Origin of the sequence: Rhodococcus sp. 114MFTsu3.1 (assembly GCF_000383555.1) — a bacterium.
Taxonomy (GTDB): domain Bacteria; phylum Actinomycetota; class Actinomycetes; order Mycobacteriales; family Mycobacteriaceae; genus Rhodococcoides; species Rhodococcoides fascians_E.
This window is the reverse complement of sequence record NZ_KB911565.1, coordinates 23,436-35,146: the sequence shown is the minus strand read 5'-3', so window position 1 is coordinate 35,146 and position 11,711 is coordinate 23,436. Positions and strand designations below refer to the sequence as shown.

Genomic DNA, 11,711 nt, shown 5'->3' with positions numbered 1-11,711 from the left:
GCACTTCTTCGAATCCCCCACCGAAATCCTCGGCGAGAACGGCAAAGTCGTCGGACTACGCACCGAACGCACCGAACTCGACGGCACCGGCAACGTCCGCGGCACCGGCACCTACAACGACTGGGACGTCCAAGCGGTCTACCGCGCCGTCGGCTACCTCTCCCAGAACATCGCCCAACTCCCCTTCGACGACCAAGCCGGCACCATCCCCAACGAAGCAGGCCGCGTCGTGGAGTCCCCGTCCTCGACCACCCCGGTCCCGGCCACCTACGTCACCGGCTGGATCAAGCGTGGACCCGTCGGCCTCATCGGTCACACCAAGGGCGACGCCAACGAAACCGTCGCCAACCTCCTCGAGGACGCACCCGGCTTCACCGGCGCCACCGACCCCGAACTCGACGCGGTCACCACATTCCTCGAAGACAAGAAGGTCCCCTTCACCACCTGGGACGGCTGGTACCGCCTCGACGCCCACGAACGCTCCCTCGGCGAACCCGAAGGCCGCGAACGCGTCAAGGTCGTCGAACGCGAGGACATGCTCCGCGCTTCCGAGCCCGACAAGGCGTGATTCACGCGTGAGTAGGAAACGCACAGAGCGCTGTGCGTTTCCTACTCACGGCGGCTAGACCCGCACCGCCAGAAGTTTCCCTTCCGTCTCCACCTTGCGCTGGTGCTCGTTGAAGTCCGGAGCCGCGCAGACGTACAGCGTTCGGCCGTCGTCACCACCGAGGCCGCACGCGAACACCCCGGTGTCGAATTCGAGCTGATCGACGATTCCCTTGCCCGGCACCACGTGCACAATTCGCTGACCCAGCGCGTCGGCCACCCACAACGATCCGTCGGTATCCATCGCGCAGCCGTCGGACGCCACGGACAGCTGCCCCAGCGCGGACTCCATCGACGTCACGTCCGGCAGCTCCGCGAACTTCACCCAGTCGCGCCGCTCCCCCAACGAACCGTCCGGGTGCACCGCGAAGACACTGATGCGGTTGCCGACCGTCTCGTCGACCACCAGCTCCCCGTCGGGCGTCAGACCCATCCCGTTCGGGAAATAGAGATCCTTCGCCACGACGTGCACCGAACCGTCGGGATCGACGCGCAATAGATCGGCCGTGTCCGGCGTCGCCAGGTTCATCAGATCGAACCCGAAATTGCCGACGTAGGCGCGTCCTCGGTCGTCGACGAGCATGTCGTTGAGGTTCGCCTTCACGTACGACGACAGATCTGCGTGCACGACGAGCGAACCGTCGTCCTCACGCCGGAGCAACTTCTGATCTCGCATCGAGACGACGAGCAATCGGCCGTCCGGCAACCACCCGAGTCCCGACGGTTGCTGCGGCACCTCGGCCTCGACGCGAACGTCCGACCCGTCACCGCGAGCGGACACCACCCGCTGGCTGTAGAAGTCGGACACCCAGATTCGGCCGTCTCGCCAGCGCGGACACTCGAGGAAGGTGTACCCGTCGAGGACGATTTCTGCTTCAGCTCTCATGTTTCGCATTCAAACACCGGCGCGGGTCCCCGGGTGCCGAAATCGCATTGCTGGCATGCTGTCCCTTGTGTTCGACGCCCACCGATACATCCTCGACCCGCGATTCCCGCTGGTCGAGAATCAGGGATACCCACCGGAGCCGTACACCATCGAGGATTACGACCGCGACACCGACGGCCTCGGAATCACCGGCGGCGCGGTCATCAGTTCGTCCTTCCATACCACCGACCAGGCGTACCTGGTGGCCGCGTTGGACGCGCTCGGGCCCAGCTGGGTAGGCGTCGCCCAGCTCGATCCCGATACGTCCGACGACGAGATCGTCGAACTCGATCGAGCCGGCGTCCGCGCCATCAGGCTCAACTTCAAACGAGGCGCGACGGACGTCCAGACGCTCACCGCCCAAGCCCGCAGAGCCCACGAACTGGTCGGCTGGCACGCGGAACTGTACGTCGAAGCCTCGATGCTGCTCTCGCTCGAACCGATCCTGTCCAAGCTTCCCGCGGTGAGCATCGACCATCTCGGCATGTCCGCGCAGGGCCTGCCCTACCTGCTCGACCTCGTCGAGCGTGGCGTCCGCGTGAAAGCCTCCGCCTTCGGCCGAGTCGACATGGACATCGTCGATGCCATGAGGAAAATCCACGCCGTCGACCCCGCCGCCCTGATGTTCGGGACCGACCTACCGGGCACCCGAGCGCCCCGACGGTTCCTGGAAACCGATATCGACCTCGTCGCCGAAGCCGTGGGAGGCGACCTTCCCGCGGTCCTCGGCGGCAACGCCCGGGCCTGGTACCGGGTCAAATGAAGATCGCCGCTCCGAGCCACACACCGGTCGCGAGGAGTGCCCCGAACAGTTCGACGAGGATGGACAGCCCCGCGGCCTTGGTGGCATGGACCGTGGATCTCCACGCCTGACCGTGATTGCGGTGCCGGGGAAGTTCCGCGACATAAGTGCCGAGGACGAACCCGACGAACAAGCCGACGACGGGGATGACGAAGAACCCCACGATGCCCACGAGACCGCCGACCACCAGCGAACGCGTCGGGATGCCTGCGTCCTTCATCTTTCGCCCCGGCCAGGTGTACTTCACGACGCCGCTGGCGACCAGCAGAACCGTCGCGATTCCCAGGACCACCCAGGCCGCGGCGCCACCGGTCACGAACGCCCACACCGCAATTGCCGCGAAGATCAGAATCACGCCGGGCAGAATCGGCACGACGATCCCGACCAACCCCACGAGGATCGCCAGAGCGATCAGCACCTCCCCCCAGGCACTCACGTGACGGGACGAATCTTGCCTGCAGCCTCGGTTGCCCGCGCGCGAGCCGAATCGATGTCGGACGCCGTCGACACCGCAACGCCCATCCGTCGACGCACGAAGCTCTCCGGCTTGCCGAACAACCGAACATCGGTCTCCGGTACGGCCAAGGCGTCGGCGACACCCTCGAACGCGATGCCCTCCGCGTCGACGCCGCCGTAGACGACCGCCGACGCACCCGGCGAGACGAGCGTGGTGTCCACCGGGAGTCCGAGGATGGCACGGGCGTGCAGTTCGAACTCCGAGAACCGTTGCGTACGAAGCGTGACCAACCCTGTGTCGTGTGGACGGGGGCTGACCTCGGAGAAGTAGACGTTGTCGCCCTGAACGAACAGTTCGACGCCGAACAGGCCTCGCCCTCCGAGAGCAGTGGTGATCTTGTCCGCCACGTCCTTCGCCGCAGCGAGCGCACCGTCCGACATCGGTTGCGGCTGCCACGATTCGACGTAGTCACCGGATTCCTGACGGTGCCCGATGGGCTCGCAGAAATCCGTTCCCGCCGTCGACCTGATGGTGAGAAGTGTTATCTCGTAATCGAAGTCGACGAATCCCTCGACGATGACACGACCGAGGTCGACGCGTCCGCCCTTCAACGCGTAGTCCCATGCCGCCGCGACGTCCTCAGGTCCGCGGACCACCGACTGTCCCTTGCCCGACGAGGACATCACCGGCTTGATGACGGCTGGATAGCCGATGGAGTCCAGGGAGCTGCGAACGTCCTCGAGCGAGTCGGCGAACGCGTAGGGCGACGTCGGAAGGCCCAACTCCTCGGCCGCGAGCCGCCTGATCCCCTCGCGATTCATGGTCAGCTGCGTCGCCCGGGCCGTCGGAATGACGACACTCCTGCCTCGACTCTCGACCTCGGCGAGCGCGTCGGTCGCGATGGCCTCGATCTCGGGAACGACGAAGTCCGGTTGCTGAGCGTCGATCAATGCCAGGAGCTGTTCGGGGTCGCTCATGTCGATCGTGAAGGCGTGATGAGCAACTTGATGGCCCGGCGCGTTGTCGTATCTGTCGACGGCGATGACCTCGACGCCCAAGCGCTGAAACGCGATGATCACCTCCTTGCCCAACTCGCCCGCGCCGAGGAGCATCACTCGCGTGGCTCCCGGGGTCAGAGGTGTGCCGATCCGGACTGCTTCGTCTCCTGCGCTCACGCCGCTCATTATCCACGGCCTCGGGGTTCCCTCGCGCCTCCAGTCACGCTAAGTTAACCTCGATTCGCTTATTTCATACTGATCGGAACGAGGAATACGTGTCGAGTACCGGTGGACCGCTGACAGGACTTCGAGTCGTCGAACTTGCAGGAATCGGGCCCGGCCCCCATGCCGCCCTGCTGCTGGCCGACCTGGGAGCCGAGGTCGCACGCGTTCAACGCGCCGGCCAGATCTCGGAGCACGATCAGCAGCTACGCAGCCGCACCCTCGTCGAGGCCAACCTCAAGGACCCGGCCGACGTCGAGAGAATTCTGGGACTGATCGAACGTGCGGACGTCCTCATCGAAGGATTCCGACCGGGCGTGACCGAGCGCCTCGGACTCGGCCCAGACGTCGCGCTGGAACGCAACCCCAAGCTCGTCTACGGCCGCATGACCGGATGGGGACAGGACGGACCGTGGGCGTCTGCGGCGGGCCACGACATCAACTACATCTCCGTGACGGGCGTACTGCACGCCATCGGACGCAAGGGTGAGCGTCCAGTACCACCGCTGAACATGGTCGGCGATTTCGGCGGCGGATCGATGTTCCTGATCTTCGGCATCCTCGCCGCACTGTTCGAGCGTCAGACCTCGGGCAAGGGCCAGGTGGTCGACGCCGCGATGGTCGACGGGACAGCAGCGCTGTCGCACATGATCTGGGGCCTACGCGGTGTCGGCGCCTGGTCGGACGAGCGCGGCGTCAACATGCTCGACACCGGCTGGCCCTACTACGACACCTACGAAACCGCCGACGGTAAGCACATGGCCGTCGGCGCACTCGAGCCGCAGTTCTTCGCCGAGCTGCTCCGTCTGCTCGAACTCGACCCAGCCACCACACCGGGCCAGGGCGACCGCGACCGCTGGCCCGAGATGCGTGAGATCTTCACGCGGGTGTTCAAGACCAAGACGCGCGACGAGTGGGCCGCCATCTTCGACGGCACCGACGCCTGCGTCTCGCCGATCCTCACGTTCGGCGAAGCATCGGACCACAAGCATCTGGCCGCGCGCGAAACTCTGATCGAGGTCGACGGCATCACCCAGCACCGGCCGGCGCCCCGCTTCTCCCGCACTCCCAACGGAATCCCCACCGCACCCGCATCGACTGCGGTCGATCCGGACACCCTCTGGCTGTGAGTACTCATGTAGGCCAGGGCCTACACAAGTACTCACATCAGAAGACGAGCGCGGGCTCTCGGTCGTCCGCGCTCGGCGCCAGGGCAGCGTAAGCACCGGCGGTCGCGACGACGGCCGCGGTAATCTCCGCGGGCTCCCGGGTGTACGGCAGACGGAGGAACCGCTCGAACGCACCCTCCACTCCGAACCGGGGGCCCGCCGCGAGGACGGCGCCGAACGTCGGCGCCGTCGCGGCGAGTGCACTCGACACGGGCGTCGGGATCTGCAGCCACAACGACATCCCGCCCGTCGACCGTCGGTACGTCCAGTCCGGAAGGTGCTCCGCAAGAGCGGATTCCAGCACACCCCGACGCTCGCGCAGTTGCTCACGTCGCGTGTCGAGAATCGCATCCGCGTCCTGCAACAGGAACCCGGCGGCAAGCTGATCCATGACGGACGTGCCCAGATCGTGCGCAGCTCGCGATCCAGCAAGCCTGCTGATCAACGACGGATTGGCTCGGATCCATCCGATACGCAGCCCACCCCAGTACGATTTCGACGCCGAACCGATCGTCACCACATCCGTGCCCGACACACGCCCGAACGACGCGACGGGCGGCGGCGGAGGCGCATCCAGCCACAGATCGACCATGGTCTCGTCGACTATCAACGTCATCGACGTGTCCCTGGCGATCTTGGCGAGCTCGGCGCGACCGTCGGCGGGAAGGCAACGGCCCGTCGGATTGTGGAAGTCCGGAATCATGTATGCAACCTTGGATGCGGTCTGCCGTGCAGCACTGCGGATTCCGTCGAGATCCCAGGGCTCCCCGTCCGGCCTGATCGGAACCGGGACCGGGCGAGCGCCGACGCGCCTGATCGCCTCCAGCGCATTGGGGTATGTCGGGTGATCGATCAGTACCCGATCCCCCGGTGACGTGAGAGTGCCCAGCAACAACCGAACTGCCTGCTGCGCACCGGAAGTGACCATGATCTGATCCGGGGTCGTCGGCAACCCTCGCTCGACGAACCGTCGAGCAATGGATTCACGCAGCACCGCAAGCCCGATCGGTTCCATACCGTGGTTGGACAGGTAGGCCGGAAGTGCCTGCAGCGCAGAGTTGTACGCGTGCAGCATGGCGTCCGTCGGCGCTGCCATCGCCGCATGGGACATATCGATGACCGGCCCGGTCGAGCGAGACTGCACCAGCAACCCGTTGGGCTTGGCCATGTCCGGCAGTGCGACTGTGCTGCGGGCACCCTGTTTGCTGATCAGATAGCCCTCTTCACGCAGCACGGCATAGGACGACGTGATCGTCGTACGGCTCAGGTCGAGCGCGGACGACAGATCGCGCTCGCTCGGCAACCCCACTCCCAGCGGAATCCGGCCGTCGTGGATGAGCAGCCTGATCCCGTCGGCCAAGGCCCGGTACGTGGGGCGGGACGTGCGCTTGCGACCGGACGCGTCCTCGGCTTCGGTTCGCCACCGTCCCAGATCGCGCGCCATCGAAGTTGCGTTGAGTACCCGTATCGCCATTTCCCGATCCTACTGGCCTTTGGATCGAAGTCCAGTTCGAACGCAGTCCATACTGGACGAATGCCGTACTCGCTGTTCGACACGTCCCTCGGACGGTGCGGCCTGGCCTGGAACGCCGACGGCGTCACCACCGTCGCCCTGCCCGAGTCCGAGGACCGCTTGATCGACTACCTGACCGGCTTCGACGCCCTCCCCGGCGACCCGGACGGCGTCGCCACCGTAGCCATCGAGGGCATCATGGCACTGCTCGACGGCGGGGACCCCGCCCTGTCGGCCATTCCGGTCGTTCTCGACGTCTCCGACTTCGACAACGCCGTCTACGACGTCACCCGCGCGATCCCCCGAGGTTCGACGATGACGTACGGCGCTGTTGCTGCGCGGCTGGGACATCCGGGCGCAGCGCAGGCAGTTGGCGGTGCGCTCGGCCGCAACCCGGTGCCGGTGATCATCCCGTGCCACCGAGTCCTCGGCGCAGGCCGAGAGGTCGGCGGCTTCTCGGCTCCCGGAGGACCGTCGACGAAGCAAAGAATCCTTGCCATCGAAGGCATTCCCGGCTTCGGGGAGCCGACGCTGTTCTAGTCGACGACGCGCGAGAGATGAATGCGAAACTAATTCACTCGAGTGAATTATCCATTTGTCAGTACATTATACGAATGGTCGCCGAGTGAAATAAAAGCAATAGTCGCCTGCCGAAACAAACCGTAATTCCAGTTTATGTGCGCCTATTCCGACGTGCGGTATTTCAAGCGGAAATTGGTTCGGTCCCGGAAGGTACCTCGACCGCGGACACGCTCTCCGCCTCGGGTCCGGGAACCCTGACGTCGTCTTCACGCGTGCCACCGATGGTGAAAGCTCCCGTCTCCGGCATCCACCCGATGGAGCCACGCTCGAACAAGCTGTAGCGACCGTAGCCGGTAGGGGTCGGCTTCTCGTTGCTGATCGGGTAACCCAGAGCACCGTACGGACCCCCGTGCGCCAGGTACCACGCGAGAATCTCGCCGTGAACCTCGTGCGCCCCACCCTCCGGAAGTGCGAACACCGTGGCCTTGGCGAACTCCATCATGCCCCCGCCGCTCGGTCCGAGCATGAATTCCCCGACGGCCTCGCCGATCCACGGATGTTCATAGGCGAAGCGGTCGAATTGGTACCCGAAGACATCTAGACCATTGTACGAAGTGGACATCGACCGACCTTCCGTCGCTTTACCTGGCGCCCATTGTCCGCCCACTTCACTGATAAAGCACGTCAATTCACAAATATATGTTTCGACTCTTTTCCGGCGTCAGTTCAACAGAGCCGAAATCTCGGCCGGAACTTCTCCCGACGCCGGATCGACGACAGTGCGACTCCACCCTCCGCCGGTTCCGTCCAGTCGAACCAACTGGCTCGGTCCGAGGAGCCACAGCTGGTCACCCGACGCCCAGGCCACTCCATAGCCGTACTCCGAGCTCGACGAGATCGGACCGCTGTACTGCATGTCGCCTGACGAGTCCGTGATCTGCAACGTCGGCGAGCCGTCGACACTCACCACCTTCGCCACCGCCGAGCCCGACGGGGAGGACTGGGGTGAGATCAGGTCAGCCGGGGGTGCCGCGGTGGTCGTCGTTGTCGTCACCGGGGCAGGTGGGGGTTCCACAGCTGCCGGTGGCGGTTCCGTCGTTGTCGTGGTGGGTGGCGTCGTTGTAGTGGCGGGTGGCGTCGTCGTCGTGGCGGGCGGGGTTGTCGTGGTGGCTTGCTGCTCCGTCGTGGTCGCAGGCGCCGTCGTCGACGCCGGGGCAGGTGTTGTTGTCGTGGGCGCAGCCTGGGGCGCGAGCCTGGGAGCTGCACCGGCGGGACCGACCGCGACGCACGCGGTGAGCAAGGCTGTGATGTAGTTGATTCCTCTGCTACCAGTCGGCGCTGACCGGACGCCGTTGTAGGTTGCCCTGAGAGTAAAGGTGCGGGTGCCGATCATCAGCAGCGACAGGAGTTGCGCGGCGCTCCACGTTCGTGTGGTTCCGGGGGCGGGAGGCAGGACGACAGGGTTTGTCACACCGGCCGGCGCAGGCGTGAAACTCAGTTCATAGCCAAGGGCCGGATTGTTCTGCCAGCTGAGTTGAGCACCACCCGAGTCATCGCACCTGAATCCTGTCGGTATCGGAACAACGGATTGGAAATTCCCACTCGTTGCGATCGAAGTATCGGTCAACGGAGCAGCCAGTGCCACAGGAGGATTCGTCGACGACAAAGCCACGGCCCCGAGCGTTGCGAGGACCACCAGTCCCGATGTCGGCAGTCGACTGTGCCGCCCATGCGGCTCCTCATCGGTTTCCGACGGAGATACCCGACGCGGCCGAAACGCGACCATCAACAGAACGCCGACAAGAACACCGCCTGCAAAGACCGCAACAGGTCCGCTCAGCCACGTCACCGCGTAGCCGAGCTTGGGGACGCTGAAAAGGACCCGTCCCGCTTCCGACACGACGTAGGGCTCGGCGTCGGGTTCCGCGTTGTCGTCGCCCTTCAAATAGAGCTCGACGCTGTCGCTTCCGACGGCTCCGATTTCGATGACTCGGTGCGTGATTCCGTTGCCCGCCGCGTTGGTCACGTTGACGATGTCACCCACTTGAATGTCGACCGCGGGCGTGGTCTTACTCAGCGCGAGTGCACCCGTCTCGATGGCCGGTGACATCGAGCCGGATCGGAAGACCAGCGGCGTAATCCCGAACACAACCGCAGCCAGCGCAACCAAAACACACAGCAACCCGGCCAGTGCGCCGACGGTCAGCGCGATCTCGCGCACCCACCTTCGATTCGAGTGCGCGCGTGAACGTACTGCGTTGGTACTCATCTAGGTCGACGTCGCCACGAGTGAGTAGGTGATGGTTCCGGTCGCGGGAGTCGCCGGGGCCGTGGCGGTCGACGGCATTGTCACCCTGATGCAGAGTTGGTCGGTTCCACCGGCTGGGATGGGCCGATTCACGCCGGGGAAAGGCTTCGACGGAAACAACCCGGACACCGTACTGACCGCGGGCCCAGAGCAGTCCGAGTTCCCGTACACGAAACTTTCCAGCAAACCGCCCAGACCTGTGTTGGTCGCTGCCACGGAAAGCGTGTAGTTGAACGGCACCGTCCCGGAGTTCCGCACGAGTAGCGGCGCGGTGACTGTATTGCCCGGGGCAATCGCGGTATTGGTGAGGGCTGTTGCGAATGCAGGTGGATTGTTGTCGACCGCAGGGTTGCCGATCTTGATGTCGATCGTGCCTGTCGTGAACGTCCCCGAGGTAGCTGTCGACGTATCCGACCATGCCGCAAGGGTTCCTACGGCACCCAGCCCGAGAACGATACCGATGGACATGATGGCGCGAGCCCGAGCGCTGATCAGCGCCGAGACGATCCGGCGAAGGACCCCCAGGTTCTGCTTGTGACTCGCCATCACGAGTACGCCCCTTCCTGATTCTCCGAAACACAAATCACGCTGTCTCCGTTGTCCCACCGCACCACCAGGTCGACAAACGCTCGGGAATTCTGGGTCGCATTGCCCGCGTTCACTGCCATGTCGACAGTGGCACCGATCCGACGCTTTTCGTGTGCGCCGATCAGTACGGATCCGCAACCCGATCGGTACTCCGACCCATCGATCGACACCGTCAGCGATTCGCCGAACTCTCTGCTGTCGGCGACGAGCTTCAGTTGGATTCGACCATCGTCGTCGGTGTCGTTGAAGACATGGAATACAGCATCGCGACTGTCACCGGGGACCCATCGAATCTCGTTGTCGAAGAGCGGACTCGGCAACGTCGGTCCCCACGTCTCGCCGTCGTAGCTGTACCCGACGGTCTGCACTGGCCGCGCGGAACCTGTTCCGAGCAACACTACGATTGCCAGTCCCGTCACCAGGACAGCGCACGGAACGGCGACGTTCGAATTCACGACGCCTCCCTCCGCTTCTTCCGGTGATCGAGACCCGCGCCGACGAACATGAACACTGCATAACCTGCGAGCCCGATCACTATGACGGTCACCGTGATTCGGCGCTGTTCACCGTTCAGCCAATTGTTGACGTACCCCATGTAGGGCACGGAATACCAGACCTTGCCTCGTATCTGGCCGAACTGCACGGGGTTCTCGTCATCGGACCCGTTGTTGTCTCCACGCGTGATGTACGTCGTGACACCGCCACCGGACTGCTGAGTCGCCACGATTCTGTGCGTCACCACATCGGGTTCATTGGAACGGATTTGGTACGTGATTGCCGTTCCGACAGCGAGCTCGGAACGGTCGACAGGCTTGATCACGACCAATGACCCCGGCGGATACGTGGGTTTCATCGATGTCGTGAGGATGGTGTACGGCGTCGCCCCCGACACACGCGGAACGACCACGGTGACAGCCAGAACGAACAGCATCGCGGCCAGCAACGTGTACGACACGATTCGACTCACCCACCACCACACCCCGGTGCGCTCGTCCCCGTTCCTCTCGGGCGGGACAACGGGAATCACGTCGGTGTCTTCGGTGCTCATGTCTGATCCGCTCGGAACGAGAATTTCACGGTCGAGGACTGACTCTTCGGCGGGTCTATACCTACGGACACCCGAAAACACCAGACCTCCGCCGCTCCGGGGGCGAGCAAACGTGCGGCGGGTGCCGTCGGAGCCTGCGCCCCAGCGGCATTGCCGGTGTACAGCTGAGTGGCGCCGGTTGGAGCGGTCGTCGGCGGGCAATCCGCCGCCGCCCCGACCAGGCTTGCCGTCAACGTCAGCGGCACCGTTCCGGTGACCGTTGTGCTCTGGAGTCGGTAGTCGAAGGGAACGTTTCCCGCATTCTTGATCGACAACGATGCCTGCGAAAACCCGTTCGGACCGAGATTCGTCCCGCCGAGTGCGGCGAGCACATAATCGTTCACCTCTGCCCCTGCGGGTCCGACCTTGATGTCCAAGGTCCCGGAGTTGATGGTTCCACCGCTCACGATGGCGTCGTCACGCCACAGCGCGCCCGTCGTCTGTGCTGATCCGAAAACCACCACAACGACGGACGCGGCTGCGAGTGCCCAGTATCGGCCGTGCTTGATCACTT

General features: G+C 64.5%; 13 protein-coding genes and 1 pseudogene. 4 read left to right on the top strand and 10 right to left on the bottom strand.

Annotated features, from left to right (window positions below):
• Window positions 1–568: pseudogene (locus H292_RS0126130) on the top strand (pyridine nucleotide-disulfide oxidoreductase); the annotation flags it as partial.
• A 54-nt stretch (window positions 569–622) separates the two neighbouring features.
• On the opposite strand, the gene H292_RS0126125 reads toward H292_RS0126130, so the two are convergent.
• Window positions 623–1,501 (bottom strand): SMP-30/gluconolactonase/LRE family protein, encoded by an 879-nt coding sequence (locus tag H292_RS0126125; RefSeq protein WP_019667927.1) that lies wholly within the window; start codon window positions 1,499–1,501, stop codon window positions 623–625.
• A gap of 46 nt (window positions 1,502–1,547) precedes the next feature.
• Between H292_RS0126125 and H292_RS0126120 the strand changes: the two genes are divergently transcribed.
• Complete coding sequence (locus H292_RS0126120) at window positions 1,548–2,294, top strand: amidohydrolase family protein (protein ID WP_019667926.1); 747 nt, start codon at window positions 1,548–1,550, stop codon at window positions 2,292–2,294.
• Here H292_RS0126120 and H292_RS0126115 read toward each other — a convergent pair.
• Together H292_RS0126115 and purT are read right to left on the bottom strand one after the other, a co-directional pair.
• Complete coding sequence (locus tag H292_RS0126115; RefSeq protein WP_027499107.1) at window positions 2,287–2,769, bottom strand: DUF456 domain-containing protein; 483 nt, start codon at window positions 2,767–2,769, stop codon at window positions 2,287–2,289. The two genes, H292_RS0126120 and H292_RS0126115, sit on opposite strands and share 8 nt — an antisense overlap.
• Complete coding sequence (gene purT / locus H292_RS0126110; RefSeq protein ID WP_020113365.1) at window positions 2,766–3,974, bottom strand: formate-dependent phosphoribosylglycinamide formyltransferase; 1,209 nt, start codon at window positions 3,972–3,974, stop codon at window positions 2,766–2,768. The genes H292_RS0126115 and purT overlap by 4 nt, the downstream gene beginning before the upstream one ends.
• Window positions 3,975–4,063: 89 nt before the next feature.
• Here purT and H292_RS0126105 point away from each other — a divergent pair, with 89 nt between their 5' ends.
• On the top strand, window positions 4,064–5,140 hold the full coding sequence (locus H292_RS0126105) for a CaiB/BaiF CoA transferase family protein (protein ID WP_020113364.1): 1,077 nt from the start codon (window positions 4,064–4,066) through the stop codon (window positions 5,138–5,140).
• A 37-nt stretch (window positions 5,141–5,177) separates the two neighbouring features.
• Here H292_RS0126105 and yczR read toward each other — a convergent pair whose 3' ends face one another.
• Entirely contained in the window at window positions 5,178–6,653 is a 1,476-nt protein-coding gene (gene yczR, locus H292_RS0126100; protein WP_020113363.1) for a MocR-like transcription factor YczR, read from the bottom strand.
• Between the two features lie 60 nt (window positions 6,654–6,713).
• On the opposite strand from yczR, the gene H292_RS0126095 reads away from it, so the two are divergent.
• On the top strand, window positions 6,714–7,232 hold the full coding sequence (locus tag H292_RS0126095; RefSeq protein ID WP_020113362.1) for a methylated-DNA--[protein]-cysteine S-methyltransferase: 519 nt from the start codon (window positions 6,714–6,716) through the stop codon (window positions 7,230–7,232).
• 163 nt (window positions 7,233–7,395) lie between these two features.
• On the opposite strand, the gene H292_RS0126090 is transcribed toward H292_RS0126095, so the two are convergent.
• The 6 genes from H292_RS0126090 to H292_RS0126065 form a co-directional block, all read right to left on the bottom strand.
• Window positions 7,396–7,836, bottom strand: a complete 441-nt coding sequence (locus H292_RS0126090) for an LGFP repeat-containing protein (protein ID WP_019667920.1) — start codon at window positions 7,834–7,836, stop codon at window positions 7,396–7,398.
• Window positions 7,837–7,935: 99 nt separating this feature from the next.
• The gene (locus H292_RS0126085) at window positions 7,936–9,483 is read right to left on the bottom strand and encodes a signal peptidase I (protein WP_231383931.1); all 1,548 of its coding nucleotides are present in this window, start codon (window positions 9,481–9,483) and stop codon (window positions 7,936–7,938) included.
• On the bottom strand, window positions 9,484–10,068 hold the full coding sequence (locus tag H292_RS0126080; protein ID WP_020113360.1) for a SipW-dependent-type signal peptide-containing protein: 585 nt from the start codon (window positions 10,066–10,068) through the stop codon (window positions 9,484–9,486). It lies immediately after the preceding gene.
• The gene (locus H292_RS0126075) at window positions 10,068–10,565 is read right to left on the bottom strand and encodes a hypothetical protein (protein WP_020113359.1); all 498 of its coding nucleotides are present in this window, start codon (window positions 10,563–10,565) and stop codon (window positions 10,068–10,070) included. The genes H292_RS0126080 and H292_RS0126075 overlap by 1 nt, the downstream gene beginning before the upstream one ends.
• Window positions 10,562–11,158: a signal peptidase I gene (locus H292_RS0126070; protein ID WP_019667916.1), complete on the bottom strand. Its 597-nt coding sequence runs from the start codon at window positions 11,156–11,158 to the stop codon at window positions 10,562–10,564. The genes H292_RS0126075 and H292_RS0126070 overlap by 4 nt, the downstream gene beginning before the upstream one ends.
• Complete coding sequence (locus H292_RS0126065) at window positions 11,155–11,709, bottom strand: hypothetical protein (RefSeq protein WP_019667915.1); 555 nt, start codon at window positions 11,707–11,709, stop codon at window positions 11,155–11,157. Before H292_RS0126065 ends, H292_RS0126070 begins: the two co-directional genes overlap by 4 nt.
• Window positions 11,710–11,711: the final 2 nt, after the last annotated feature.

Excerpts from the sequence above, each read along its gene's own strand:
- purT (WP_020113365.1), bottom strand. The coding sequence starts at position 3,974 with ATGAGCGGCGTGAGCGCAGGAGACGAAGCAGTCCGGATCGGCACACCT.
- H292_RS0126120 (WP_019667926.1), top strand. The coding sequence starts at position 1,548 with ATGCTGTCCCTTGTGTTCGACGCCCACCGATACATCCTCGACCCGCGA.
- H292_RS0126090 (WP_019667920.1), bottom strand. The coding sequence starts at position 7,836 with ATGTCCACTTCGTACAATGGTCTAGATGTCTTCGGGTACCAATTCGAC.
- H292_RS0126085 (WP_231383931.1), bottom strand. The coding sequence starts at position 9,483 with ATGAGTACCAACGCAGTACGTTCACGCGCGCACTCGAATCGAAGGTGG.
- H292_RS0126095 (WP_020113362.1), top strand. The coding sequence starts at position 6,714 with ATGCCGTACTCGCTGTTCGACACGTCCCTCGGACGGTGCGGCCTGGCC.
- H292_RS0126080 (WP_020113360.1), bottom strand. The coding sequence starts at position 10,068 with ATGGCGAGTCACAAGCAGAACCTGGGGGTCCTTCGCCGGATCGTCTCG.
- yczR (WP_020113363.1), bottom strand. The coding sequence starts at position 6,653 with ATGGCGATACGGGTACTCAACGCAACTTCGATGGCGCGCGATCTGGGA.
- H292_RS0126125 (WP_019667927.1), bottom strand. The coding sequence starts at position 1,501 with ATGCGAAACATGAGAGCTGAAGCAGAAATCGTCCTCGACGGGTACACC.
- H292_RS0126070 (WP_019667916.1), bottom strand. The coding sequence starts at position 11,158 with ATGAGCACCGAAGACACCGACGTGATTCCCGTTGTCCCGCCCGAGAGG.